Origin of the sequence: Acidithiobacillus sp. YTS05, from assembly GCF_024396695.1 — a bacterium.
GTDB lineage: Bacteria > Pseudomonadota > Gammaproteobacteria > Acidithiobacillales > Acidithiobacillaceae > Igneacidithiobacillus > Igneacidithiobacillus copahuensis.
The window spans coordinates 2,458,780-2,482,876 of the sequence record NZ_CP094359.1 but is presented as its reverse complement, the minus strand read 5'-3'; the positions used below and the strand labels follow the sequence as shown (position 1 = coordinate 2,482,876).

Here is a 24,097-nt window from a genome sequence, read left to right as displayed (position 1 = left end):
TGCTCAAGGTTTGTTTTGTGAAAAACTTCGTTGCCGAACCCCTTTTGCTGGCCTTGCAGGCCCTGCAGCAGCAAGGCTTGCTACAGGATGTCCCTACCCAATTGGACTTCGACCGTCCGCGCCAGGCGGAGCATGGTCACCTAGCCAGCAATGTCGCGCTGCTCCTTGCCAAGGGCGTGGGCAAAAAGCCCCGCGATCTCGCCACTAGTATTCTCGGCGCCCTACCCGAGTCGCCCTGGATCGAGCGGGTGGAGATTGCGGGCCCGGGCTTCCTCAATTTTTTTCTGCGGCCAGCTGCTTTCCACGCCGTAATTGCTGAGGTACTGGAGCAGGGGCGGGATTTCGGGCGACAGAATCTGGGTAGCGGCCAGCGCTTACATCTGGAATTCGTCTCCGCCAATCCTACCGGCCCTTTGCACGTCGGGCACGGTCGGGGCGCCGCCTACGGAGCCAGTTTGGCAGAGATCCTGCGTTTTTGCGGTTATGACGTCTTTTGCGAGTACTACGTCAACGACGCCGGACGGCAGATGGATATCCTTGCCGCCAGTGTCTATCTGCGTTACCTCGAGGCTGCAGGTCATGGCCTGCCCTGGGATTTCCCGCAGAGTGCCTACCGGGGCGACTATGTCCGCGAGATCGCCGCGCATCTTTTGGCGAGGGAGGGCGGTGCCTTGGCATTTGCGTCCAAGAACATGCCCGATCTGTCCGCCATTACCGATGGCGACGCGGCCATCGACCAGCTGATTGCCCATTTGAAGGATGTTTTGGGGGCTGCAGCCTATGGAAGATTGCATGCTGCAGGCCTGCAGGAAATCCTCGCGGACATTCGCGACGATCTCGCCGAGTTCGGTGTCGTCTACCAGAATTGGTATTCCGAGCGTTCCCTCATGGAGCAGGGCGCGGTGGAGCGCGCGATTGCGCGGCTGGAAGAGGGTGGACACTGCTACCGTGCCGAGGGCGCCCTGTGGTTTCGTTCTACCGATTTCGGTGATGACAAGGACCGGGTACTGCAACGGGAAAATGGCGCTTATACTTATTTTGCCTCCGATGTTGCCTATCACTTTGAAAAGGGCACGCGCGGTTTCTCCCAGCTCATCGATATGTGGGGTGCCGACCACCACGGCTATATCCCGCGTGTGCGAGCGAGTTTGCAGGCCCTCGGCGCGGATGCGAACGCCCTCGAAGTATTGTTGGTACAGTTCGCCATTCTCTATCGCGGTACGGAAAAGGTATCGATGTCCACCCGCGCTGGCGAGTTCGTCACCCTGCGCCAGTTGCGCGAAGAAGTGGGAAATGATGCGGCACGGTTTTTCTACGTACTGCGGCGCGCCGATCAGCACCTGGATTTCGATCTGGAGCTGGCGACCAAGCACTCCGAGGAAAATCCGGTTTTTTACATTCAGTATGCCCATGCGCGGGTACATTCCTTGCGGCGCCAGGCGCTGGAACGAGGGCTGTCTTTGCCCACCCAGTGTCCCGATCTGGCCTGTCTTGCGGACCCACGCGAACTGGAGCTTGCGGATCGGCTCTGGCGTTTTCCCGAGCAGGTGGCCGCTGCGGCCCGGGCTCGCGAGCCGCATCAGATCGCTTTCTATCTCAAAGAGTTAGCGGCAAGTTTTCATACCTACTACAACGCTACCCGCGTCCTGGTGGAAGAGGATGCGCTGCGGTTCGCGCGCCTGAGTCTTGCCGACGCGGTCGCACAGACCCTCGCAAATGGTCTGGCCCTGCTCGGGGTTTCGGCGCCGGAGAAGATGTAATCGACAATGCGTGACTACAAGGGCCATAGCAGCCGCCAGCCGCCAGCAGAAGAGCATCGCCCTCCCATTCCGCGCGCGCAGCCCGCTCCGCTAGCGGCAGAAACGGATGACGATGTCGACATCGCCCCCGTCCCGCGCCGATCTGGTCATGGCTGGATCTGGTTGCTGCTGATCGCCTTCCTGCTGCTTAGTGGTGCGGTCTGGTGGTGGGTGGCCAGCCTGCCCATGGCCAGTGGCCAACTGGGCCTGCTCCCCAGCGTTGCCAAGCGCCCGACGAGCTCTGCCAACTCCCCTGCGACACGGCCGGCATTCTCCGTGAGTAGCACCATTGCGGCAGCGAAATCTTCGAACAACACAGCGGCTGCGCAGAACAACGCCGTCGCCGCCCCCGTCAGCAGTGCGACCGCTTCCACGCAGAGTACCGTGCACTTCAACTTTTACCGCATACTGCCACAAATGAAGGTGGATATTCCCGCGGATATTCTCGGCAGTGGGCCGGGCATCCCCAGCGCGCCGACCAGCAGCGCAGCTGCCGGAGTGCCAGTGCGCATACAGGTGGGGGCGCTGAATAATCTGGCTGGCGCACAAGTGATCCGGGAACGTCTGGAACTGCTCGGCATCCCCAGCTATCTGCAAAAGCTGCGCGGCAATGACGGTGCCAGCTACTACCTGGTATTCACCCGCCGCTACGCCTCTCCCGCCGATGCACAGGCGGCTCTGACAAAGATTCGCGGCATGGGGGTAACCCCCCTGTTGCAGCCCGTCAGCCCTGCCCTCAGTGTGCCGTCGGCACCTCCAGCGCCTTGATCGCCGCCGCGGCGCTCTGCTTGCCTTCGGCCACTGCCCGCAGGCCGGGAAGGTAGTGATTGCAGGTCTCCACCGCCGACAGAAGGTACCCCTGCAGTAATCCGGCGTTGACGCAGGACTCCGGGACCTGCACGCTGCTCTTGCAGTTCAGTTCCAGATCTTCCCAGTCGAGCTCGAAATTCCCCAGCGGGAGTCCATAGTTGGCCCGGGTCAAAAATTCGGCGACGGCTGGTAGGCGTGCCGCGGGAAGCTCCAGACCCTGCGGTCGCACATAGAACAGGATTCGCTCCAGCTCGGCATGGACATGACAGAATACGTCCAGGGTACCGTTGGGTACCGCCACGGCACAGGTGATGACCGGATAGTCCTGTAGGGTCTTGGCGTTCCAGCCAAGATGACGAAACAAGGCCTCAGCGGCCTCCAGATGCTTCACGATGTCGCTCCTTTCTGCGCGAGTGCCTCGGCGAGGCGAACAAAAGTTGCAAAATCCAGGGTCTCGGCGCGGGCCGAGGGGGCAATGGCCAAGGCCTCCAGCATAGCGCCATCGAGAACGCCCTTGAAGTTATTGGCTAGCGTCTTGCGTCGTTGCGCAAAGGCAAGGCTGACGACCCGGCTGAAATGCGGCAAGAGCTCTGGCAACAAACGAGAGGGGCGGTAGGGGCTGAGGCGGACAAAGGCGGAGTCTACTTTGGGCACCGGACGGAAATTGCCGGGGGCTACGGGAAACAGCAGCTCTACTCGGGCTTGCGCCTGGACCATCAGCGACAGGCGGCCATAGGCGGAACTACCGGGGCCGGCGGCCAGACGATCGGCTACCTCTTTTTGCAGCATGAAATGCATGTCGACAATCGCGTCCTTCTGCGCCAGCAAATGAAACAGCAGAGGTGTAGAGACATTATAGGGCAGATTGCCGACCACCCGCAGGGGCTCGCCTGCCTCCGCGGCAAGACGGGCAAAATCGACCTGCAGGGCATCGCCGGCAATCACCTGCAGGCGCTCGGCAGGGGCCAAGGCGTGCAGATTGGGCAGAAGATCGCGGTCGAGCTCGATGACCCGCAAAGGGCGCGTAGCAGCCGCTTGTGCTGCCAGCAGTGCTTGGGTCAGAGCGCCCGGTCCGGGTCCGATCTCGACGAGAGCGTCGCCTGGGCGCGGCGCGATAACCGCCACGATGCGGGTGACGATCGCCGGCTGCACCAGAAAATTCTGACCAAAACGCTTTTTTGCCTGGGGCAGTTTTGCTACTTGCAATTCTTGCCGTCCTTCATGGTATATTGGCTTGACGCCCCCAGTGGGCGCTAAGCAACGGAAAGCCAATGCATCTCGTGCTTCGTCTCGACGTCAGCGGCCGCCCCATGGCTTGGGAAACCTGGGAAGAAGCTGCTGCCCATTATGCCCGCGGCAATGTTGCCTGGACATTGGGAGATCCTTTTTTCACCGCACATGGTGGCACGTCGCGGCACAGTGGGGAAATCTCCCTGCTCGATATCCACCCGCTGATCGCAGTGCGTGGGCGGCATCAGGGTAAGATTCGTCCCCCGGCCCTCAATAACCCTACCCTGTTTCATCGCGACCGCCATCTTTGCCTCTACTGTGGCGGCAGCTTTCCGCAACGAGATCTCACCCGTGATCATGTCGTACCTCTGTCGCGCAAGGGGCGGGATGTCTGGACCAACGTCGTCACCGCCTGCCGCTGGTGCAACAGTCGCAAGGACAACCGCACGCCGGAGGAGGCCAACATGCCTCTGCTGGCCGTACCTTTCACTCCTACCTGGGCGGAGTACCTGCTGCTCAGTAATCGCCGGATTCTCGCCGACCAGATGGAATTCCTGCTGGCGCAGGTACCGGTCTCGCGGCAGCACGTCTTCTAGGCCTCCGGCGTCCTGTTCAGGCGGCGCTGGCGCACGATTTCCGCGGCTACCTGAATGGCATGCAGCAGGCTGTGGATCTCGGCCCGGCCCGTGCCCGCCAATTCCAAGGCAGTACCATGATCGACGCTGGTACGCACGATCGGCAAGCCAAGGGTGATGTTTACGGCCTCGCCGAAGGCATGATATTTCAGCACTGGCAGGCCCTGGTCATGGTACATCGCCAGTACGGCGTCGGTGTCCTCCAGAAAGCGCGGTGTGAAAAGCGTATCGGCGGGCCAGGGTCCAGTGATGGCCCAACCTTCGCTCTGCAGTTTGTTGATCACCGGTGCGATGACCTCGATCTCCTCGCGTCCCAGGTGACCACTCTCGCCCGCATGGGGGTTGAGTCCCGTAACACGGATGCGTGGCTCTGCCAGGCCAAAATCCTGCTGCAAACCCTGCTGCAAAAGGCGCAGGCTGCGTTCCAGAGCGTCGGCATTGATGGCGGCGGCAACGTCCCGCAGAGGGAGGTGAGTGGTCGCCAGGGCGACGCGCAGTCCGCGCCCCGCCAACAGCATCAATACCTCGCTTTGCCCACAGCGGGCGGCCAGATATTCGGTGTGGCCGCTGAAGGGGATGCCCGCGTCATTGATCACGCCCTTATGCACCGGGCCAGTAACCAGCGCGTCGGCCAGTCCGGCTTGCAGCAGGGATACGGCGCGTTCCAGTCCCTCCAGAACGGCAGGCGCATTGGCCGGATCAAGCTGTCCGGCGCGACAGGGGCGTGCGAGTGGGACCGGCCAAACGGCCAGTACATGCCGGTCCGCGGGCCAGGGCATGTCGGGATCCCAGGGCTCCAGTGCCACTGGAATCCCGAGTTGCAGGGCGCGGTGGCGCAGGCAATCGATGTCGCCAATCAACACCAGAGGCGGCAACGCATGCTGCGCGAGGGCAACGCAAAGATCCGGTCCGATACCCGCGGGTTCGCCGACGTTGAGCAGGAGTCGCGGTTGACTCATGTGGATTCCGCTGTGCTCAGGATGCTGACCACCCCATCCGGCCCTTCCACCCGCATGGGCAGGCGCACTACCTCCACCTGAACCATACCTTGCGGTAGGTCCAGGCGCAGGCGATTGCCCGCTTGCACCAATGATCCCGCCTTGGCAGTGCGCCCGTTGATCTGCACCCGTCCGGCATCGCAGAGGGCTTTGGCGACGCTGCGTCGTTTGATCAGACGCGACATCTTCAAAAACAGGTCGAGGCGCTGGCCCTCAGCCATGGCTACGGGCCTCTTGCAAGAGGTCGGTAAAGACCTCCTCCAGACGGGGCTCCTGCAGGTGCAGATCGATGATCTGGGCGGGCAGTCCCTGCAGGATGTGCAGCACTTCGCTCATCGGGTGCAATACTTCGTCGACCTGCAGGACCCGAGTATTGCCATTGGCTCCCAACAGCACCTCATTGAGGCCACTGGGCAACTCCCCGGGGTCGCGATCAAATTCGAGGGTCAGCGTGCGTTTGCGTCGATTTTTGGCGAGCAGACGCTCCTTTCGGTCGAGGGCAATGATCTGCCCATGTTGCAGGATGGCGATACGTTCACAGAGCTCTTCCGCCTCCTCCAGATAATGGGTTGTCAGAATGACGGTATGGCCAAGACTGTTGTACCGTCGCACGAAACGCCAAAGACTCTGGCGCAGCTCCACGTCGACCCCTGCCGTCGGCTCATCGAGAACGACGACTGGCGGCTGGTGTACCAGCGCCTGGGCGATGAGCACGCGGCGTTTCATACCGCCGGAGAGTGCGCGCAGGTTGGTATCGGCCTTGTCCGTCAGGTCCAGCTCGGCCATCAGTTCATCGATCCAGTCGTCATTGCGGCGCAGGCCAAAGTATCCCGATTGCCAGCGCAGAAACTCGCGAACGGTAAAGAAGGGATCGTAGGCCAGCTCCTGGGGTACCACCCCCAGCAGTTGCCGACTCTGGCGATACTGGCGTTCGACATCATAGCCGAATACTTCCGCGACGCCGCTGGAACGGTGCACGACGCCGGAGAGGATATTGATGAGGGTGGACTTGCCCGCTCCGTTGGGACCGAGAAGGCCAAAAAACTCTCCTGGCGCGACGTCCAGGTCGATGCCGGCAAGGGCAAGGAAACCAGTGCCATAGGTCTTGCGTAGACTGCGAATGTGGACGGCCGTCGCCTCAGGCATGGATATTTTCCTGCCAGAGTTGCGTCAGGCCATACAACTTTGCCAGATCGAGAAGCGTCTGCGGCGGGTCGCGGAGTTCCGCCGGGCTGCCCAGGGCGCGCTGGGCACTTTGCCAATCCAGAACAAAGGCCAGCGTGGCACTATCCAGCGCCGTGACCTTGGTGAAGGACAGATACTCCCAGCGTTGCCGAAGAAGGCTCCCGGCACCGCGTCTCAGCACCTGATCGAGGGGGCGCAGGCGCCAGTCTCCGCATAGCAGCAACCCGCCGCCACTGTCCCGCTCCCAGGTTGCCTCAGCTGGCATGGGCGTTGCTGCTTCCCGCATCCGCTACCTTGTGTTTCAGTTCCTGCAGAAGGGCGGGAATGCCCCGTTGTCCGGCGATATTGCCGAAGGCCTGACGATAGTTGAGGACCAAGCTCACCCCATCCACGTAAATATTGTAGATCTTCCATTGGTTCTGGTTCTCGATCAGGGCGTAGATGACCGGGATGGTTTTGCCCTGGCTCTGCTCGATGTCCATGTTGACCTGCGCGACCGGAGGATTCTGCGAAATTTGCTGGCTGCCCTCCACCCGGACCTCCTGCCCGTGGTACTGGTTCAGCGCATTGCTGTAGGTCTTGACCAACAATTCCTGGAAGAGCTCAGTGAATTCCTTTTTCTGGGCAGCGTCCATCTGGCGCCAGTAGCTCGCCATCACGTAGGCCGACATGGTGTTGAAATCGATATGCGGAATGATCGCCGCGGCTACCTCTTTCTTGAGTGCGGGAGTGACGGGTTTTCCTTCATTCTTCTGCAGAATCTGCAGAACGCTATGGGTCATGTTCTGGACGACGCCTGCAGCCGCCTGTGCGTCGCTTGTCGCGGCAAAGGAGGTCTGTCCCAGCAGGAACGAGAACAGAAACACCGCCAGAAACCAGAATGGTTGCGCCCGCTGAATCTTGTGCATGGTAATCTCCGGAATCAATGTGTGCTGGAGCCAGAGGAGCTGCCACTGGCCTTGTCAAAAACCATCTGTCCAATGAGCTGATCGATATTGACGGCTCCCTGGGTCAAGGTGATGGTGGCGCCTGGCTTGAGGTTTTGCGGCATGCCGCCAGGCTGAATGGCGACGTACTGCTCACCGAGCAGTCCCTGCGTGTAGATCGATGCGCCGGTGTCGATGGGGAGCTTGATGCTGGGCTCGATGCGCATCGTTACCTCGGCGCGAAAGGTCTGCGGATTCATGCCGATGTGGGTGACCTCGCCAATGGTCACACCCCCGAGCTTGACCGGGCTACGATCCTTGAGGCTGCCAACATTGTTGAAATCGGCGTGCAGCACATAGCCGTTACCGTAGGCAAAACCCGAGAGATTGCCGACGCGCAGGGCCAGTACTGCCAGAGCCGCGATCCCCAAAAGAACGAAGATGCCCACCCACCAGTCGATTGCCCGTTGACTCATAATTTCTTCCTCAAAACAGTAGCGCGGTCAAAATGAAATCCAGGCCCAGAACGGCCAGTGATGCCATGACCACACTGCGCGTAGTGGCGGCACCGACTCCCTCCGCCGTTGGCTTAGCGGAAAAGCCCTGCCAAACCGCGATCCAGGTCACGATCAGACCAAAACAGAGGGCCTTGAGCAAGCCGTTGAGAATATCTCCGCTGAGGGTGACATTGGACTGCATCTGTGCCCAAAAGGTGCCCCCGTCGACGCCCAGCACCGGCACCGAAACCAGATAGCCGCCGAATATTCCCACCAGATCGAAAATGACACACAAAATCGGTACGGCGAAAATCCCCCCCCAAAGCCGCGGTGCTACCACCCAGGCAAGCGGATTCACTGCCATCATCTCCATTGCCGCGAGCTGCTCGGTCGCCTTCATCGAGCCGATCTCGGCGGTCAGGGCCGAGCCGGCGCGGCCGGCGAAGAGCAGGGCAGTGAGTACCGGCCCCAACTCGCGCAGCAGGGAAAGAGCGATCAAGGTTCCCAAGGCCGAAGTGGCACCAAAGCGGACCAAGGCGTAATAGCCCTGAAAGCCCAGCACCATTCCCGTGAACAATGCCGCGACGATCATCAGCGCCAAGGACAGGACACCAAGCCCGTATACTTCCCGGAGCCATTGACGGAAGCTGAAATGACGGTTGCCAACTGCGCCCAGGCCACCCAGCAAGAGACGGGTGGCGGCACCAAGACGCGGTACGCTCTCCCAGACCACGTGGCCGAGACGAGGGATGAAAAACTCGTTCATTTGTTCACCTGCAATCCCAGATCCTGGGCAAAGGTCGTCGCCGCTGGATAATGAAAGGGCACCGGTCCTTCCGGACTCCCCTGCAGAAACTGCTGTGCCATGGGAGATTTGCTGCTGCGCAAGGCATCGGGGCTGCCTTCGGCAATCACCTTGCCGCCCCCCAGGATGTAGCCATAATCGGCAATTGCGAAAGTCTCCTTGACATCGTGGCTGACCAAGATGCTGCTGGCCCCGAGGGCGTCATTGAGTCGGCGAATCAGACTCGCGATGATTCCGACGCTGATCGGATCGAGACCGGTGAAAGGCTCATCATAGAGGATGAGCAGAGGATCCATGATCACCGCGCGAGCGAGGGCAACGCGGCGCGCCATGCCGCCGGAAAGCTCCGCTGGCATCAGCTGCGCGGCGCCGCGCAGGCCCACCGCCTCGAGTTTCATCAGCACGAGCTTTTGCAGCAGGGACTCGGGCAGGCGAAAATGGCGACGCAGCGGGAAGGCGACGTTCTCGAAGGCGCTGAGATCGGTAAACAGGGCGCTGTGCTGAAACAGCATCCCCATCTGTTGCCGCAGGCGGTACAGTTCGGCGCGGGTAAGGCTGGTGGTGTCCTTGCCGGCCACGAGCACCTGGCCGCGTTGACCCTGCAGGCTGCCGGCGACGAGATTGAGCAGCGTGGTCTTGCCCCCCCCGCTGGCACCCATGACGGCAACGACGGCCCCGCGCGGAACATGCAGATCGATCCCATCGAGGACGACATGCTCTCCCCGCGCAAAGTGCAGGCCGCGTATCTCTACCAGGTTTTCCTCTGCCAAAATTCCTCTTCCACTCCGCCACTCATCCGCCAATTATACGGGGTCGAGGCACTTCTAGGCCAATCGCGGATGTTACAGGATTTTTCGTCATGGAAATTCGTAGCAGTTGCTGATAAACCTTCTTTTTCTTGAGGAGGTTGCGATATTTTTGGGAGCCCTTGCATCGCCGCGCAAAACCTGTATAGTTGCGAACCTGTTTCCACGGCACCGAAAGCAGTTACGGAGGGGTCAGTCCTTAAGAGACTCGGAGCGCGGCACTGCCGGTTCCAGCAAGGTAGGGCATAAAACCAAGTACTGTCTGGGGGTGCACGGGAGCTACTTCTTAACCTTTATGCTAGTTAGGGGGGGCACCTATGCGCTCATTGGGACATCAAATCGTCGCAGACTTTTACGGATGCGACAGCAGTACCTTGTCGGATGTAGATTTTGTTACCGATGCTATGCTCGAGGCCGCTCGTCGTGCCAACTGCACCATCGTCACCCAGACCTTCCATCACTTTTCTCCGTATGGAGTCAGTGGGGCGGTCATTGTCGCTGAATCCCATCTGGCCATTCATACTTGGCCGGAATATGGCTACGCTGCGGTGGATGTCTTCACTTGCGGCGACGTCATCCAGCCGGAAGATGCCCTGAGTTTCCTGCGGGAGGCTTTTGGCGCGGCGCAGGTCTCCACCATGGAGATGAAGCGCGGGCAGGTAGAAATGATGGGCGTGCCCAGCCATGAGCTGCGCGTTAAGCCCGCACTCTGCGCCTAGGGATTCGCAACGCAAACGCAGGCACCTCGTCGAGGTGCCTTTTTTTATTGGCGCCGTCGGAACGCTCGTTCCTCTCCACTGCGCAGACGCTGAATGTTGCTGCGATGACGCCAGAGTACCCAAAGCGCCAGCACCAAAACGAGCCCGCGTAGGCTGGGCTGTGGCAGCAGGAACCAGGCATAGGCCGGTGCCGCAACTGTGGCGCTGAGTGCGGCAAGCGAGGACACCCGGCTGACGGCAAATACCAGTAACCAGGTGGCTAGGGTGGCGAGGCCCAACAGCGGAGCGATGGCCAACAGAATGCCCAGGGTCGTGGCTACACCCTTGCCGCCGCGAAAACCGAAATAGAGGGGATAGAGGTGGCCGAGGAAGGTCGCCAAGGCCACCAGGGCCACGGCCCATGCCGGCAATCCTGCCAGACGAGCCGCCAGGACCGGCAGCAAGCCTTTGCACAGATCCCCGAGCAAGGTCAATGCCGCCGCCTTCCTCCCGCCCAGGCGCAGTACATTAGTCGCCCCAGGATTGTGCGAACCAGCCTGTCGCGGATCAGGCAGTCCCAAGGCACGGCTGACAAAGATGGCCGTGGCGAGGGAACCGACAAGATACGCGGCCAGACACCACAACAGGACTAGCCAGGAAGAGAAAAATAGCAAAACTGGGTCTCTCAGTGCATGGCAGCCGCCGGAGAAAGCGGTATCATAAAGCATTCGCTGGCGAAGAACAGGCTTTGCCCGGCAACAGAATGGAGAGTCCATGGATATCCTTTTCGTGCGCGAACTCAAGGTCCAGACCCGAATTGGTATCTACGACTGGGAGCGTGAGGTGCCGCAGACGGTCCTGATCGACCTGGAAATTGCCGCAGACGCAGCGCGGGCTGCCGCGAGTGACAGGGTGAACGCCACCATCAACTACCAAACTGTTTGTGACCGTATTGTCGAATATCTGGAAGCAACGGAAACACAGTTGGTGGAGACCGTGGCGGAAACCCTTGCGCGTATGGTGCGCGAGGACTTCGGCGCGTCCTGGGTGCGGGTAAGTGTGCACAAACCGGCGGCGGTACGCGGTACCCGCGACGTGGGCGTACGCATCGAGCGGGGAACGCTACAGACTGTCAGTTGACTGCCAGCGGAGCTGGGGTCAAGCGATCTCACCCGCGTGCTTGCAATCCCCCTGCTGAGGGGGTAGGGTGTTGTCAAGAGTATCGGAAAACTAACGTAACTTGCTGATATACCGGTTTATTATTGTTACTGTTTGGGAGGAGAAAGCAGATGCAGAATGTATCCATTTCGTCGCTACGCGCGGGCATCCTTGGCGTCGTATTCCTGGGCCTTGCTGGCCTTGTCAGTGTTCCCGCGTTAGCCGCTACAGCCGGGCAGGTTCAGGACTTTGCCCGGGCCGCAGAGCAGATCAAGCCATTGAACGAACAGGTCCATGCCGCGATCAACAAGCCTGGGGTCACAGACGCGCAGAAGCAGGCGATGAAGAAATCCTACATGGACAAGGTGAATGGCATTTTGGCGAGTCATCACCTGACGGCGGAACAATATTCCAGCATGTTGCAGGAGACACAGAAAAATCCTGCCTTTGCCAAGGAAGTCGAAGCCGCTATGCGCTGAGGGCGCTTCCTCGCTGTGGGCAGATTTTTATTGACAGGGGCGGTGCTTCACTTTATCCTCTCGCGCCTTGACGTACAGGTAGAGCGGAGTGCTGCATGAAAACCTATTCTGCCAAATCTCATGAAGTACAAGGGGATTGGTTTGTTGTCGATGCCACGGACAAGGTCCTTGGCCGTCTTTCCGCGGAAATTGCCAAGCGCCTGCGCGGCAAGCACAAGCCGGAGTACACTCCACATGCCGACATCGGCGATTACATTGTCGTCATCAATGCCGACAAAATCGCGGTGACTGGCAACAAGGCCAAGGATAAGATGTATTATCGACACACCGGTTACGTCGGCAACCTGAAGAGCGCGTCTTTTGAGAAAATGATGGAGACGCACCCAGAGCGAGTCATCGAGATCGCCGTCAAGGGCATGCTTCCCAAGAATCCCTTGGGGCGAGCGATGTATCGTAAACTCAAGGTCTACACCGGCGCGCAGCACCCGCACGCGGCGCAGCAGCCCCAACCCCTGCAATTCTAAGGCGGATTTCGTATGGAACAGTATTACGGTACCGGTCGTCGCAAGAGTGCTACCGCGCGTGTCTACCTGCGGCGCGGCAGTGGTAAGATCAGCATCAACAAGCGCAGTCTGGAAGAGTATTTTGGTCGCGAAACCTCGCGCATGATCGTGCTGCAGCCCCTGGAGTTGACCGGTAACGGCAGCCAGTTCGATATCCTTGTCAACGTCAGCGGCGGTGGCGCCAGTGGTCAGGCGGGTGCGATTCGTCATGGCATCACCCGTGCCCTGATGGCTTACGATGAGACCCTGCGGCGTCCTCTGCGTAGTGCGGGTTTCGTGACCCGTGACGCACGCGAGGTGGAGCGTAAGAAGGTTGGCAAGCACAAGGCGCGGCGCAGCCACCAGTTCTCCAAGCGCTGAGGGATATCGCGCTCGGTCCAGCCGCCTTCGGGCGGCTTTTCTATTTGTTCGGGGGACGACATCATGATTCGCGTCGGTATAGTAGGTGGTACCGGGTACACGGGCGTCGAGCTCCTGCGCTTACTGTTGCCGCATCCGGAAGTCGAAGTCGCTGTTATTACCTCCCGAGGCGAAGCAGGGCAGCGGGTCGATGGTCTGTTCCCCAGTTTGCGTGGGCATACCGATCTAAAATTTTCCGCGGTTTCCGGCAAGGATCTCCAGGGTCTGGATGTGATATTCTTTGCCACTCCCCATGGTGTGGCCATGGAAATGGCGCCTGAGCTTCTGGCAGCGGGGGTCAGACTGATCGACCTTAGCGCCGATTTCCGTCTTTCCGATGCTGCACTCTTTGCGGAGTGGTACCATCAGGAGCACTCCAGTCCCGCGCTTCTGCCGCAGGCCAGTTACGGCTTGCCAGAGCTCTTTCGCGACGAAATCCGCGGTAGTCGCCTGGTCGCCAATCCTGGCTGCTACCCGACGGCGGTTACCTTGGGCTTTGCCCCGCTGCTGGAGGCGGGCCTGCTGGAAGCAGGCGGCTTGATTGCCGATTGCAAGTCCGGGGTGAGTGGCGCTGGCCGCACGGCCCGTCTGGGCCTGATCTTGCCGGAAAGCGCCGATAGCGTAACTGCTTATGGCGTGAGTGGGCACCGCCACCGTCCCGAAATCGAGGAGACTCTGAGCCGGATCGCGGGCGCAGATATCCAAGTCCAGTTCACGCCGCATCTGATGCCGATGATCCGCGGTATTCACGCGACCCTCTATGGCCGGTTGCACAAGCCGATGAGCAACGAAGCATTGCAGGACCTCTTTGCGCAGCGTTATGCGCAAGAACCCTTTGTCGACGTGCTGCCCTTCGGCGAGCATCCCAGTACCCGGACGGTGCGCGGCGCCAATGTTTGCCGCATTGCCCTGCACCAGCCACGCCCGGGGCAAGTGGTGGTCCTCTCGGCTATCGATAATTTGGTGAAGGGTGCCGCCGGGCAGGCGGTGCAAAACCTGAATGTACTCTTTGCCTGGCCAGAAAACCTGGGATTAGCGCAAATCCCGCTCTTACCATAGCCGTAAATTATCAAAAAAGTTACGCCATGTACCATCTATTTTAAAAGCGTGATGTAAGCTTGCTGAATCACGTTTTTCGACTATAGTAATTGGTATGGGGGAGCTGGCTCTGCGTTCTGGGGTCTGGCGACTGATATCATACTGGGAAGAGTGGCGCTTCTAAATGTTTAATGACTGTAGTGTTTTTTCAGGCGTTACTCCGGTTTGCAAGGGATCCAATCAGGCCTGCAGTAATCAGATTCTGGAGGCCGTATTTTTGCTTCCGGGGGGGAGCTGCAACTGGCGATTTCCCGAAGACGTGCTGGCCTATTTTCAGCCGATCTACTCCGTGTATCAGGAACGTATCGTTGGCGTCGAGGCGCTGGCGCGCGTGCGAGCGAGCAGCGGAGAAATCTTGTCGCCCATGCAATTTCTCCCTTCTCTTTCTCTGGCGCAACGGCGGGAGCTCAGCCGGCAGATGCTCCTGGCTGGCATCACCCTGCTGGAAACGCTGGATGCCAAGGGTATCTCTCTCGACTTGTCCTTCAATGTAGATCCCGACTTCATGGAGGATCAGGACTGCGTGCCCTGTTTTCTGGGGGTGCTTGGCGGCACCTCGATCACTCCGCAGCGGATTACGCTGGAACTCCTGGAGAGCGGCGACTTTTTGCAGGGTGATATCGCAGTACGTCGTTTACAGGCGCTGCGCGATACGGGGGCAAACATTGCCCTGGATGATATTGGTAGTGCCTATTCTTCTTTGCTGCGCCTGAAAAACCTGCCCATCCAGAAAATCAAGCTCGACCAGGAACTGGTTCGCGACCTTGAGCGGGAGCCGAAAATCATGGCCTTTTTGCAAAGTATGAAGTTTCTGGCCGACGGGTTGGGCGCCACCCTGATTGTCGAGGGAGTAGAGACCGCCACGATCCTTGATGCGGTAGCGCAACTGCAGCAGGATCTTGTGCAGGGCTATGCCATTTCCCGTCCCATGCCGGCCGAGGCGTTTGTGGCCTTCGCCCGAGACCACGCGCGGCCCTCTCACAGCGCCACCCCCGGCTCACTTTTGGGGGCCTACGCGGCCCATGTACTCCGCCGTCCCCTGATGTACAGCCTGCAAAACAACCACGATGTCTCATCCCTGATCAAGTATCTGGACGAGTGCCCCCTATTGGATTACCTCCGTGCCCATCCGTGCCAGGCCAGCGCCCCGGTGCTGGATGCCTATGCGGCATTGCTGAACGGGGTCCGGAATCGTCAGCACAGTATGTCGGTCCATCAACAGATATCGGAAACCGAGGGGCGACTACAGGCAATACTCTATGATGCCATTCGGGCAGAGCGCCGCGATGCCCCCGGAGGTTGAGGCTTCTATCCAGCGGACTGCAGGAACTCTCGCCTTGAAGGCGGACTCCGATGCAGCTTTGCTCACGGAAATTCGCCTACCGGTCGCGGATTCTTCGATCTCCGCGCGGCGACTGTGGTGGATAAACGTCTGGCTGTTTTTGGCAACCGTTCTGGCGGGAGCGTTTGCCGGCTTGCTTTTTCACGACGTCTTGTCAAGCCAATACTGGCCCATATGGCCCGCCGAGGGGGTGATCGCCTACGGCATTCTGGCCTGGGGACCGCGGGTGATTCCCGGGCTGCTGCTGGCGCGCATTTGCCTCAATTTGATCTCTTTGCATTATCCCATGCCCATTGCCCTATGGGCCGACCTGGGCGGTATCCTGGCCCCGTGGCTGGGGCGCTGGCTGCTATATCGCGCCAGCCCCGATTGGCGGGGTTTCGGCAATGTTCGCCAGGCGCTCAGCTTTCTACTGCTCTTCTGCCTGGTCCCTGCTTTCCTCGGCGCCGCCTGGTTGCTTGCCGGCAGCAAACTTCTGACCCTTGTGGCTGGGTTGTCCTCGTGGCACATGCTTATTTACTGGACCCTCGCCCAAACGGCAACCTTTCTGAATATCGTTGGGGTAGCGTTGGTGGTATTGCACGGGCACAGCCAGGTGCCATGGCGCTTTCCGCGTAGTTTTCTGTTGCTTGCCCTGCCGACGCTGGCCATTGCGGTTGCGCTCTTTTTTCAGCATTTTTCCGCCAATAGTCTGCCGGAGGCAGGCGTGGTGTTCCTGGTCCTGCCGTTCATCTGGATGTTATCCCAATACCCGGTGCAGTTGGTTTACCCGTTGGCGTTTCTGAGTTTTCTGCTGGCCTTGCTGGGGACCAGCCGAGGATTTGGTCCGTATGAACATAACCAACTGATTCTGCCAGAAGGGTTGGCCCTGATCATTGGCCTGGTTCTTGAGGTGATAGGATTGCTCGCCGGGGCTATGATTGCAGAACGGAGCGCGGCCCGTGTGGCCTTGGAGCGCTTGAATCGCGATCTGGAGCGGCGGGTCTTCGTGAACTCCCAGGACTTGCGGCAGCGCAATCGCGAGCTACAGGTGCGCGATGCCTTTCTGCAATCGGTTACCGAGATCAACCGCTTGTTCTCCGCTCCGGCAGTGCCGGGGTTACCGCAGATACTGGAACAGTTCTGCGCTATCCTGGCCTCCCGAATGCCACTTGCTGCCGTATGGATCGGGCATGTTCAGGAAGACGAGAACCGCATCGAGTTGACGGCAGCGGCCGGGCCTCTCGCCGCACCCTTGGCACGGGTGGTGCTGCCTTGCCATGCCCGTGCGGGAGTGCCGCAATCCCCTGCCGGACGGGCTATCGAAAGCCAGCGCACCATGCTGTTTTCCAGCGACGATCCGCTCTTTGCGCCGTGGGCAGACCTGATTCAGCAATACCGCATGGGGGGTGGTATCTATTCGCCTTTCACCTGGCCCGATGGTAGCGCCGGCGTGCTGGCCCTCTATCGCTACGTCGATACCGCCTTCCCGGCGGAAATCAATGAGCTGTTGGAACGCTTGAGCGCCGACCTTGCGGCTTTTCTCCGCCAGCGTCAGGTGGCGCGGGAGCTGGAGGATATTCGAACGCTCCAGAAGACTATGCTGGTGAGCGGTGACATTGCCCTGCGTGCTCGCGAGGCACCGCAGATGCTTCGTGCCATCTGCGATGAGCTGATCCGGAGTACCTTGTTCAATGCGGCCTTCATCATACGTCCAGATGCCGCAGGCGTGTTTCAGGCGCTGGCCTTGGCTGGACACAATGTCGAGTGGATTCTGCAGCGGCGTTGGACGATCCACCCGGACGATGTGCCGGACGGGCAATCTTTTACCTCGCGTGCCTGGCGTGAGGACAGATTCCTGGCGGTCCAGGATTATTTGGGCGCGTTGGGGGAAAATGCTGCCTGGTTTGCTCAAGCCCGAGAGAATCATTGGCATTCCGTCGCTACTTTGCCTATCTATCATCGCGAAGAACGCTGGGCGATGCTGAACGTCATCAGCGATCGAGCGCACTTGTTCAACGAGGAGATCATCGAGGTGTTGCAGCGCGTGGCATTGCTGGTTGGACATGCTTTGGATGAAATTCATCTGAAGGGACAGTTGTCGGAAGAACGGCAACGGCAGAGCCATCTCGCGCGTCATGATGCCCTCACGGGTCTGGCGAATCGACGCGGGCTTACCGAATTTCTACAGCCGGCCATGGCCCGTGCACGGCGTAATGACGGTTTGCTCGCCTTGGCGGTACTGGACCTCGACGACTTCAAACCGGTGAACGATCAGTACGGTCACGCAGCCGGGGATCTCTTGTTGCAAGAGGTCGCCAATCGCCTTCATTCTTCCTTACGGCAGAGCGATCATCTGGCCCGACTCGGGGGGGATGAGTTCGTTCTGGTTTGGGACAGCTTGCAAAGCCGCGAGCAAATCCATTCCATTTTAGAGAAGATTGGCGAAACCTTGGCACAGCCCTATTTTCTCTCCGATCTGCCGACGATCTATGTTCGTCTGAGCGCTGGGATCACGTTTTACCCGCAGCCGGATGTGACCCCCGGAGATGCCGACCTACTCCTGCGCCAGGCCGATCACGCCCTGTACGAAGCCAAAGAAAACAAAAAGATACGGGATTTCTTCTGGTCTTTCTTCGCCGATGACAAAGCGAACGAGCGGCGCCAGATTCAGGCGTTGTTGCGGGATGGCCAGCTACTTCTGCAGTACCAGCCAATTCTGGATCAGCTGCAAGATCGGATTGTCGGTGTTGAGGCCCTGGCACGACTTGCCGGCGCAGAGAGGGCGATATCGCCGGGAGATTTCCTGCCCTTCCTGTCTCCAGAGGATCAATGGACTCTCACCAAATTGGTCCTTGCTCAGCTCAGCAAGGACTGGGAAGAGTGGCAAGGCCAAGGAATCCATCTGTGGATCGCACTGAATATCCCCCCGGGTTTTCTGGCAAGTGAGCGCGGCCTGCAAAGGCTGCAGGAACTGCTCGCGGATTGCGCCGTCCCGGCCAGACATCTGGTGCTGGAAATACTCGAGAGTGAAGAGTTGTTGTTGCTCGACTTCACCGCGCAGTCGATTCGCAGTCTGCAGTCGCTTGGATACCGTGTTGGCCTGGATGATGTCGGAACAGGCTATGCCTCCCTTCTCTATCTGAAAGAGCTACCGGTAGACAAGATCAAGATCGACCAGGCCTTTGTGCTGCACCTGAGCGAGAATCCAAACGATCTGCACTTTCTGCGCGCCCTGCTCGACCTGGGGCAATCGCAGGGGCTGGAAGTCATCGTGGAAGGGGTGGAAAACCAGACCATTCGCAACGTCTTGCGCCTGATGCAGGTGCCTCTGCTGCAGGGCTTTGCCATTGCTCGCCCCATGTTTGCCGAGGCTATTCCTGCTTGGTTGCGAGAGCGTTCAGGCGTGCGCCCGCGGTCTGCGACAACGGATTATGATTTGTTGCAGCTCTACGCCGAGATTATCGACTATCAGAAGACCATCTTCGCCCTGGTGAGCTTGAATCCGGCCTGGTTTTTACGCTTGGCGCCCTGGTCCGGAAGCCAATGTCCCATCCACGCTCGCCTGTCTGCTTTTCCGTTTGTCGGCAGGGAAGAGGTACTGCAGGCCCACGTGGAATATCATCGACAACTCGAACGCATTACCACGGCCCTGGCAAGGGGTTCGGCTGGCGATATCTCTACCCTCCAGAGTGCCGGTGACCAAGTATTGCGTAGCATAGAACGAATTATCCACAGCCCGCGTTTGCCGCAACGCAATCGCTATGCCCAAGTCTGACTTCGCCATGCTCGCCGCGCAAGGTCAGCACGACTTTAATCGACGACGCCGGCGACTACGGCGCAGTATCCGTGGGTTTTTTGGGGGTATCGCCATCATATTTTTCCTGCTGTATGTTTGGCAGGCCCGCACAGAAATAGAGCGTCAGCAGGAAAACTTCTTCCATCTCAAAGCGCATCAGCTCAATACCATGGTACAGCAGATACGGCGACGTCTGGATGGCCATTTTCATGATCTGCTGTTTTTGCGGGAAACCTTGCATTTTGATGCGGGGCAGTCGCCCTATCCGGATCTCGAGAGCCGAAAGGCTCTGGAGAGTTACCAGAAGAACCACCGTAATTCTCTGGCGATCAATATCCAGGATGGCAGTGGAAATACCATTGTTTGGTCGACCAATCGCGCACAAAGTCCACATGCCATGGTCCCGGAGAGCGCGTTTTTTACTGCCAGTGACGAACCCGACTGGCTCGTTGCCGAACCCCTCTATGCGCCGAGGTATGGGTTGTGGATCGTTCCCACACGTATCCCTCTCTACGATGCACGGGGAAAACCGGCAGGTTTTCTGGGCCAACCGATTGCCATGCGGGATTTGCTAAGTGAGGTGCCTCAACCGGGAGTGGTGGTCTTGGTAGAGCACTTTGGTCAACCCATCGCGGAACTCGATGCCGATGGTCACTGGGGGCCGCCCGACCGGCAGAATATCTCCGATCTGCAGCGGGTACGGGCTCCCATACTGGACCTACCCTGGGATCTGGAGATGCGCTGGCGCGGCAGCGGTTGGCTGGATACCCTTTCTTTTGCGCAATGGTTGCAGCTTAGTCTGCCGTTTGTTGCGCTGATGATCCTCCTTTGGATTTTTTATCGCACAGCGATCAAAAATGCGGATTCCTTGCTTGGCTTGCGGCAATTCCAATCGGCGGCGCTCGTCATTCATCATCGTTTATTGCGGGTGAAGAATCTACTCGATCTCTACCCTGCGATCTGCGATGCGGTAGTCCAGGAAACTAGCATTCACAGTTGTTTTCTCCTGCAGGCCGATAGCAAAGAATCCATCGTGAACTTGCTGGCCATGGCGAGTACCGATCGCCAGTTTGTTGCCTTGAAAGATCTCTCCCTGCCCGTGGGGACGGCTGGAGAAGTACCCCAGACGTTGGTGGGCCGGGCGCTGCATCGTGGCAATGTACAGCGCATCGACCGCATACAGGACTGTGTACTGCTCGCCTCGTTGAAAGAGTCGTTGGCGAGAGAAGATCTGTGTTGCGCAATCGCCCAGCCCATATTCCTGGAGGGTCGTTCCCAAGCCTGGGGCGTGTTGCTCTGTTTACTGCGAGAGCAAAACCAGACGACGAATGCTGTCGAACCATTCTTGCAGCAGGTTGCGGAAAGCTTCGGCCTGATTTTGAGCCTCTGGCAGCGCCGGGATGCGCTGGAACAAGCCCAGGGAATGCTGGATCTTCTGGCGGACTTCGATCCCCTTACCGGTGCCGCGAATCGCTCGCGGCTGGAACAAGCCTATACCAGGTTTCACTTTCAGGTCGTAGAGAGTGGGGAGGGGGCGGCCCTGGCGGTGCTGGACATCGATGATTTCCATCAAATCAACGAGCGCTTCCAACGCCAGACTGGAGACCAAATCCTGGCGCTCGTACGGGAACGTCTGGAGAGTGTTTTGGGGCTGGGCGATCTGGTGGCGCGTCTTGGGGGTGATGAATTCATCCTGCTGTTTTCTGTCGTGGGTGGTGTGCGGGGTCTGCGGCAGAAGCTCGACGATGTGGAAGCGGCGCTCGGCATCGATTTTGCGCTGCCTGACGGCAAGCTGCAGTTGGCAGCCAGCATAGGTGTGGCAATGCTCGCCGGTGATGAGGAACATTACCTCGATAGTCTCCTGCGCCAGGCGCGGCAGGCATTGAGCTTGGCCAAGGCACACAAGGCCGATCGTTTGCACAGTTGGGCCATTGCTGGGCAGGAACTGGAAACCAAGGCACGCACCCTCGCGCAACGTCTACTGGCCGAAAACGCCCTGGAGGTCTGGTATCAGCCGATCATCGACGGTTTTGATGGTGGTGTCCGGGGAGTGGAGGCTCTTGCCCGTCTGCGGGATGTGGATGGCCGTGTCCTGACCCCGGCAGAATTTCTTCCCCATCTCAAACTAGAGGAGATCCAAAACCTGAGCTGGCAACTGCTCACAGCCGCTCTGCAGGACATCAGCGCCCTGGAGAAGGAGGGCTGGCTCCTGGGGCTTTCCTTCAATATCCCGGCACAATCATTCACGCGTTACTGCCTGCCTTGCCTGCGCGGTGTCCTGGCGGCAAGCCCTGTGTCGCCGGAACGCATCACCATGGAGATTCTGGAAGGTGGAGATTTCCTCGATCAGCCCGTGGCGGCAGAGGTGATGGCTGAGATTCGTGGCATGGGCATCCATCTGGCTCTCGATGATGTGGGTACCGCTTATGCCTCACTGCAGCGCCTGCGCGATCTACCAATTGACAAAATCAAGGTAGATCAACATTTTGTGCGCGCTTTGCCAGATCACCCGGAGGATCTGCACTTCATCCGGGTCCTGCAGGATCTCGCGGAGGAAATCGGCGTGGAGCTGGTGGTCGAAGGTGTCGAAACTGCTGAAATCCTCGATGTGCTTCTGACGCTCGGGGTCGCTAAGTTGCAGGGCTATGGCATCAGTCGGCCTCTTCCCTTCAAGGATCTGCGCCGTTTTCTGGAAGCCCCTCTGCGCCTGGACGGTGTAAGACCGGCCACATTGTTCGGATTATTTGCGGGGATTCTAAGTATTCACGCAGTGATCAAAAAGACCCTGCAGCCGCTGGGGCGACAATTGTTCGTTCTGGAGAGCGCCTTACGCCGCGATGGTCCCTATGATGCCGCCTTGTCTCGCTTAGGCTACACGCCAGGAGAACCTCTGCACATCGCCTATCGCCGGTATCAGTCGATGCTCTCCCGCGCTTTGGCGGGCGGAGCCGATTCTCCGCACAATCGCTACTGGCAGGACGTGGAGGAGGCGCTGCGCGACCTCCAGAGCCAAATCCTTGCCGAGCGTCAGCGAGAGATTCCTGGCAATGGAGACGAGCCCGCGCCCTAGGCGAAACTGTCGACATTTGGCGACAGTTGCCGAAACCAGCACGATGGTAGAGCGTTGATATTCCAACACCTTAATTTCCGGCATGTACTTTGCTTAGCAGTCTATCCGAAGGATCTGAACACAGAGGTGTCGCCATGAAATTCTTTGACAAAAAAGTTGTTGCTGCAATGGTGGGGGCGTTGTTGGGCCTTGCCTCCCTAGGCTACAGCGTGGGTGCAAGTGCCGACGATTTGAATCTTGGGGTTGCGGTCCCGGGCCTGAGTCTGTATCTGGGGGATGCGCCCCGTTACTATGTCGCTCCACCGGTGATTTATGCGCCGCCGCCCCGTCGGGTCTATTACGCTTCTCCGCCACCTCGGGTGGTGGTATATCAGCCAGCACCGCGCTGGCGTCCGGGCCCACCGCCATGGGCCGGTCGTTGGCAGCACGGACGCGATCGTGACGGGGATGATGGCTGGCATCGCGATTGGCATCACTAAAATTCAGAGAAGAGGAGATCGTATGAACATCATGACAGGCCGTATCGTAAAATCGGCGGTTCTGCTATTACTGGTCGCCGGCTTGGCGGGTTGCGCCAATATGAGCCCTACCGGCCAGCGTGCCCTGAGTGGTGGCGCTATCGGCGCCGCCGGAGGCGCCGTTCTAGGTACTGTCGTCGCTGGTAATCCTGCGGTGGGAGCGGCTGTTGGTGGCGCGGTCGGCGCCGGCGTTGGGGCGGCACTACCGAATATCGAGCGTTCCCTGAACGGGAATTGAAGTGGTTGCGGGGCGGCAGCGCTCCGCTTGACGCTTGTCCAACCCCTTTGCGATCATGGCACGATCTATCGGTTATGATCTTTGGGGGAATATGGAAGCCAGCGACCGAAAGCGCCTGCTGCGTGAAATGCTTTTTGCGCGTCGTTTTGAAGAGCGATGCGCCCAGGCTTATCAGGAACGGGAGATCGGTGGCTTTCTCCACCTCTATCCCGGCCAGGAGGCCTGTGCCATTGGGGTCCTGGAAAAGGCACGCAAGGGACAGGACTATGTGGTTACCGGGTATCGTGACCACATTCACGCAATCCAGTGCGGTGCCGATCCCAAAGAGGTTATGGCCGAGCTCTACGGCAAGGAAACCGGTTCTTCCCGCGGTCGCGGTGGTTCCATGCACATCTATGACGTCGATCATCATTTCATGGGTGGCTATGCCCTGGTCGGTGGCCCTTTCCCTCTTGCCGCCGGCTTTGCCAAGGCCATCAAGCTGCGCGGTGGGGACGAAATCGCCATCTGTTTTCTTGGCGATGGCGCTAACAATCAGGGTACTTTTCATGAAACCATGAATATGGCCAGCCTATGGAAGCTACCGGTGCTCTTCGTCTGCGAAAACAATCTCTACGGTATCGGTACGGCCATCGAGCGCGCCTCCTCCGAGATCAATCAGTACCTGCGCGTCGCCCCCTATAAGATCGCGGCTTCCCAGGTGGATGGTCAGGACATCGATGTGGTCATGGCGGAGGCAGAGAAGGCCATCACCCATGTCCGCGAAAAGAAAGAGCCCTATTTTCTCGAGTTGATGACCTACCGTCTGCGTGGGCACTCCATGTCCGACTCCGGCGCCTATCGCAGCAAGGAGGAAGTGGAGCAGTGGGCGCAGCGTGATCCCATCGGCATCTTCAAGAAACGACTGGAAGAAGCGGGCATCATCGATGCCGCTGCTTTCCAGGCGATGGACGAGGAAATCCTGGAGCAGATTGAGAACGAGATCGTCCGCTTTGCTCTCGCAAGTCCGGAGCCCCGGGTCGAGGATCTGGAGCGGTATGTGTATGTGGCAGAGGGGGCGTAAGC

The 24,097-nt window shown here is 59.2% G+C and carries 26 protein-coding genes; 15 read left to right on the top strand and 11 right to left on the bottom strand.

The window, feature by feature from the left end:
• The first annotated feature begins 17 nt into the window (after nucleotides 1-17).
• Together argS and MQE22_RS12300 are read left to right on the top strand one after the other, a co-directional pair.
• Complete coding sequence (gene argS, locus MQE22_RS12305; protein WP_215872928.1) at nucleotides 18-1,760, top strand: arginine--tRNA ligase; 1,743 nt, start codon at nucleotides 18-20, stop codon at nucleotides 1,758-1,760.
• A 6-nt stretch (nucleotides 1,761-1,766) separates the two neighbouring features.
• Entirely contained in the window at nucleotides 1,767-2,567 is an 801-nt protein-coding gene (locus tag MQE22_RS12300) for an SPOR domain-containing protein (protein WP_215872929.1), read from the top strand.
• Here MQE22_RS12300 and MQE22_RS12295 read toward each other — a convergent pair.
• Entirely contained in the window at nucleotides 2,536-3,000 is a 465-nt protein-coding gene (locus tag MQE22_RS12295) for a YbjN domain-containing protein (RefSeq protein ID WP_215872930.1), read from the bottom strand. The two genes, MQE22_RS12300 and MQE22_RS12295, sit on opposite strands and share 32 nt — an antisense overlap.
• Nucleotides 2,997-3,815, bottom strand: a complete 819-nt coding sequence (rsmA, locus tag MQE22_RS12290; protein ID WP_215872931.1) for a 16S rRNA (adenine(1518)-N(6)/adenine(1519)-N(6))-dimethyltransferase RsmA — start codon at nucleotides 3,813-3,815, stop codon at nucleotides 2,997-2,999. The genes MQE22_RS12295 and rsmA overlap by 4 nt, the downstream gene beginning before the upstream one ends.
• A gap of 65 nt (nucleotides 3,816-3,880) precedes the next feature.
• Here rsmA and MQE22_RS12285 point away from each other — a divergent pair, with 65 nt between their 5' ends.
• The gene (locus MQE22_RS12285; protein ID WP_215872932.1) at nucleotides 3,881-4,435 is read left to right on the top strand and encodes an HNH endonuclease; all 555 of its coding nucleotides are present in this window, start codon (nucleotides 3,881-3,883) and stop codon (nucleotides 4,433-4,435) included.
• Here MQE22_RS12285 and pdxA read toward each other — a convergent pair.
• Genes pdxA through MQE22_RS12245 form a run of 8 tightly spaced genes read right to left on the bottom strand, consistent with a single transcriptional unit; the run spans nucleotide 4,432 to nucleotide 9,655 of the window.
• Nucleotides 4,432-5,433, bottom strand: a complete 1,002-nt coding sequence (pdxA, locus tag MQE22_RS12280; RefSeq protein WP_215872933.1) for a 4-hydroxythreonine-4-phosphate dehydrogenase PdxA — start codon at nucleotides 5,431-5,433, stop codon at nucleotides 4,432-4,434. The two genes, MQE22_RS12285 and pdxA, sit on opposite strands and share 4 nt — an antisense overlap.
• On the bottom strand, nucleotides 5,430-5,693 hold the full coding sequence (locus MQE22_RS12275) for an RNA-binding S4 domain-containing protein (RefSeq protein ID WP_215872934.1): 264 nt from the start codon (nucleotides 5,691-5,693) through the stop codon (nucleotides 5,430-5,432). Before MQE22_RS12275 ends, pdxA begins: the two co-directional genes overlap by 4 nt.
• Entirely contained in the window at nucleotides 5,686-6,618 is a 933-nt protein-coding gene (locus MQE22_RS12270) for an ABC transporter ATP-binding protein (protein WP_215872935.1), read from the bottom strand. Before MQE22_RS12270 ends, MQE22_RS12275 begins: the two co-directional genes overlap by 8 nt.
• Nucleotides 6,611-6,922: an STAS domain-containing protein gene (locus MQE22_RS12265; RefSeq protein WP_215872936.1), complete on the bottom strand. Its 312-nt coding sequence runs from the start codon at nucleotides 6,920-6,922 to the stop codon at nucleotides 6,611-6,613. The genes MQE22_RS12270 and MQE22_RS12265 overlap by 8 nt, the downstream gene beginning before the upstream one ends.
• On the bottom strand, nucleotides 6,912-7,565 hold the full coding sequence (locus MQE22_RS12260) for an MlaC/ttg2D family ABC transporter substrate-binding protein (protein ID WP_215872937.1): 654 nt from the start codon (nucleotides 7,563-7,565) through the stop codon (nucleotides 6,912-6,914). Before MQE22_RS12260 ends, MQE22_RS12265 begins: the two co-directional genes overlap by 11 nt.
• Nucleotides 7,566-7,579: 14 nt before the next feature.
• On the bottom strand, nucleotides 7,580-8,059 hold the full coding sequence (mlaD, locus tag MQE22_RS12255) for an outer membrane lipid asymmetry maintenance protein MlaD (RefSeq protein WP_215872938.1): 480 nt from the start codon (nucleotides 8,057-8,059) through the stop codon (nucleotides 7,580-7,582).
• A 10-nt stretch (nucleotides 8,060-8,069) separates the two neighbouring features.
• Entirely contained in the window at nucleotides 8,070-8,846 is a 777-nt protein-coding gene (gene mlaE, locus MQE22_RS12250; RefSeq protein ID WP_215872939.1) for a lipid asymmetry maintenance ABC transporter permease subunit MlaE, read from the bottom strand.
• A complete protein-coding gene (locus MQE22_RS12245) occupies nucleotides 8,843-9,655 on the bottom strand; it encodes an ABC transporter ATP-binding protein (RefSeq protein WP_215872940.1) in 813 nt (270 codons plus the stop codon). The genes mlaE and MQE22_RS12245 overlap by 4 nt, the downstream gene beginning before the upstream one ends.
• Before the next feature lie 353 nt (nucleotides 9,656-10,008).
• Between MQE22_RS12245 and speD the strand changes: the two genes are divergently transcribed.
• On the top strand, nucleotides 10,009-10,410 hold the full coding sequence (gene speD / locus MQE22_RS12240; RefSeq protein ID WP_215872941.1) for an adenosylmethionine decarboxylase: 402 nt from the start codon (nucleotides 10,009-10,011) through the stop codon (nucleotides 10,408-10,410).
• A gap of 44 nt (nucleotides 10,411-10,454) precedes the next feature.
• Here the strand turns inward: speD and plsY are convergent, their stop codons facing one another.
• Nucleotides 10,455-11,063 (bottom strand): glycerol-3-phosphate 1-O-acyltransferase PlsY, encoded by a 609-nt coding sequence (gene plsY / locus MQE22_RS12235; protein ID WP_226827680.1) that lies wholly within the window; start codon nucleotides 11,061-11,063, stop codon nucleotides 10,455-10,457.
• 100 nt (nucleotides 11,064-11,163) lie between these two features.
• Here plsY and folB point away from each other — a divergent pair, with 100 nt between their 5' ends.
• The 11 genes from folB (at nucleotide 11,164) to pdhA (ending at nucleotide 24,095) form a co-directional block, all read left to right on the top strand.
• Entirely contained in the window at nucleotides 11,164-11,529 is a 366-nt protein-coding gene (folB, locus tag MQE22_RS12230; protein ID WP_215872943.1) for a dihydroneopterin aldolase, read from the top strand.
• 149 nt (nucleotides 11,530-11,678) lie between these two features.
• The gene (locus MQE22_RS12225; protein WP_215872944.1) at nucleotides 11,679-12,026 is read left to right on the top strand and encodes a DUF4168 domain-containing protein; all 348 of its coding nucleotides are present in this window, start codon (nucleotides 11,679-11,681) and stop codon (nucleotides 12,024-12,026) included.
• 95 nt (nucleotides 12,027-12,121) lie between these two features.
• A complete protein-coding gene (gene rplM, locus MQE22_RS12220) occupies nucleotides 12,122-12,550 on the top strand; it encodes a 50S ribosomal protein L13 (RefSeq protein ID WP_215872945.1) in 429 nt (142 codons plus the stop codon).
• Nucleotides 12,551-12,562: 12 nt separating this feature from the next.
• Nucleotides 12,563-12,949: a 30S ribosomal protein S9 gene (gene rpsI / locus MQE22_RS12215; RefSeq protein WP_215872946.1), complete on the top strand. Its 387-nt coding sequence runs from the start codon at nucleotides 12,563-12,565 to the stop codon at nucleotides 12,947-12,949.
• Nucleotides 12,950-13,012: 63 nt separating this feature from the next.
• Entirely contained in the window at nucleotides 13,013-14,047 is a 1,035-nt protein-coding gene (argC, locus tag MQE22_RS12210) for an N-acetyl-gamma-glutamyl-phosphate reductase (protein ID WP_215872947.1), read from the top strand.
• Between the two features lie 163 nt (nucleotides 14,048-14,210).
• Nucleotides 14,211-15,389 carry an EAL domain-containing protein gene (locus MQE22_RS12205; RefSeq protein ID WP_215872948.1) on the top strand — a complete coding sequence of 393 codons (1,179 nt, stop codon included), beginning with the start codon at nucleotides 14,211-14,213 and terminating at the stop codon, nucleotides 15,387-15,389.
• Nucleotides 15,390-15,423: 34 nt separating this feature from the next.
• Nucleotides 15,424-19,185 carry a bifunctional diguanylate cyclase/phosphodiesterase gene (locus MQE22_RS12200; protein WP_215872949.1) on the top strand — a complete coding sequence of 1,254 codons (3,762 nt, stop codon included), beginning with the start codon at nucleotides 15,424-15,426 and terminating at the stop codon, nucleotides 19,183-19,185.
• On the top strand, nucleotides 19,172-22,276 hold the full coding sequence (locus tag MQE22_RS12195) for a bifunctional diguanylate cyclase/phosphodiesterase (RefSeq protein WP_215885408.1): 3,105 nt from the start codon (nucleotides 19,172-19,174) through the stop codon (nucleotides 22,274-22,276). The genes MQE22_RS12200 and MQE22_RS12195 overlap by 14 nt, the downstream gene beginning before the upstream one ends.
• Nucleotides 22,277-22,410: 134 nt before the next feature.
• A complete protein-coding gene (locus MQE22_RS12190; protein ID WP_226827671.1) occupies nucleotides 22,411-22,755 on the top strand; it encodes a hypothetical protein in 345 nt (114 codons plus the stop codon).
• Nucleotides 22,756-22,777: 22 nt separating this feature from the next.
• Nucleotides 22,778-23,032 (top strand): hypothetical protein, encoded by a 255-nt coding sequence (locus MQE22_RS12185; protein WP_215872090.1) that lies wholly within the window; start codon nucleotides 22,778-22,780, stop codon nucleotides 23,030-23,032.
• Nucleotides 23,033-23,123: 91 nt separating this feature from the next.
• Nucleotides 23,124-24,095 (top strand): pyruvate dehydrogenase (acetyl-transferring) E1 component subunit alpha, encoded by a 972-nt coding sequence (gene pdhA, locus MQE22_RS12180; RefSeq protein WP_215872091.1) that lies wholly within the window; start codon nucleotides 23,124-23,126, stop codon nucleotides 24,093-24,095.
• Nucleotides 24,096-24,097 lie beyond the last annotated feature (2 nt).

What these genes read in the sequence shown, in the direction of transcription:
- MQE22_RS12300 (WP_215872929.1), top strand. Translation starts at nt 1,767, where the DNA reads ATGCGTGACTACAAGGGCCATAGCAGCCGCCAGCCGCCAGCAGAAGAG.
- MQE22_RS12285 (WP_215872932.1), top strand. Translation starts at nt 3,881, where the DNA reads ATGCATCTCGTGCTTCGTCTCGACGTCAGCGGCCGCCCCATGGCTTGG.
- pdxA (WP_215872933.1), bottom strand. Translation starts at nt 5,433, where the DNA reads ATGAGTCAACCGCGACTCCTGCTCAACGTCGGCGAACCCGCGGGTATC.
- MQE22_RS12275 (WP_215872934.1), bottom strand. Translation starts at nt 5,693, where the DNA reads ATGGCTGAGGGCCAGCGCCTCGACCTGTTTTTGAAGATGTCGCGTCTG.
- MQE22_RS12270 (WP_215872935.1), bottom strand. Translation starts at nt 6,618, where the DNA reads ATGCCTGAGGCGACGGCCGTCCACATTCGCAGTCTACGCAAGACCTAT.
- MQE22_RS12265 (WP_215872936.1), bottom strand. Translation starts at nt 6,922, where the DNA reads ATGCCAGCTGAGGCAACCTGGGAGCGGGACAGTGGCGGCGGGTTGCTG.
- MQE22_RS12260 (WP_215872937.1), bottom strand. Translation starts at nt 7,565, where the DNA reads ATGCACAAGATTCAGCGGGCGCAACCATTCTGGTTTCTGGCGGTGTTT.
- mlaD (WP_215872938.1), bottom strand. Translation starts at nt 8,059, where the DNA reads ATGAGTCAACGGGCAATCGACTGGTGGGTGGGCATCTTCGTTCTTTTG.
- mlaE (WP_215872939.1), bottom strand. Translation starts at nt 8,846, where the DNA reads ATGAACGAGTTTTTCATCCCTCGTCTCGGCCACGTGGTCTGGGAGAGC.
- speD (WP_215872941.1), top strand. Translation starts at nt 10,009, where the DNA reads ATGCGCTCATTGGGACATCAAATCGTCGCAGACTTTTACGGATGCGAC.
- folB (WP_215872943.1), top strand. Translation starts at nt 11,164, where the DNA reads ATGGATATCCTTTTCGTGCGCGAACTCAAGGTCCAGACCCGAATTGGT.
- MQE22_RS12225 (WP_215872944.1), top strand. Translation starts at nt 11,679, where the DNA reads ATGCAGAATGTATCCATTTCGTCGCTACGCGCGGGCATCCTTGGCGTC.
- rplM (WP_215872945.1), top strand. Translation starts at nt 12,122, where the DNA reads ATGAAAACCTATTCTGCCAAATCTCATGAAGTACAAGGGGATTGGTTT.
- rpsI (WP_215872946.1), top strand. Translation starts at nt 12,563, where the DNA reads ATGGAACAGTATTACGGTACCGGTCGTCGCAAGAGTGCTACCGCGCGT.
- argC (WP_215872947.1), top strand. Translation starts at nt 13,013, where the DNA reads ATGATTCGCGTCGGTATAGTAGGTGGTACCGGGTACACGGGCGTCGAG.
- MQE22_RS12205 (WP_215872948.1), top strand. Translation starts at nt 14,211, where the DNA reads ATGTTTAATGACTGTAGTGTTTTTTCAGGCGTTACTCCGGTTTGCAAG.
- MQE22_RS12195 (WP_215885408.1), top strand. Translation starts at nt 19,172, where the DNA reads ATGCCCAAGTCTGACTTCGCCATGCTCGCCGCGCAAGGTCAGCACGAC.
- MQE22_RS12190 (WP_226827671.1), top strand. Translation starts at nt 22,411, where the DNA reads ATGAAATTCTTTGACAAAAAAGTTGTTGCTGCAATGGTGGGGGCGTTG.
- MQE22_RS12185 (WP_215872090.1), top strand. Translation starts at nt 22,778, where the DNA reads ATGAACATCATGACAGGCCGTATCGTAAAATCGGCGGTTCTGCTATTA.
- pdhA (WP_215872091.1), top strand. Translation starts at nt 23,124, where the DNA reads ATGGAAGCCAGCGACCGAAAGCGCCTGCTGCGTGAAATGCTTTTTGCG.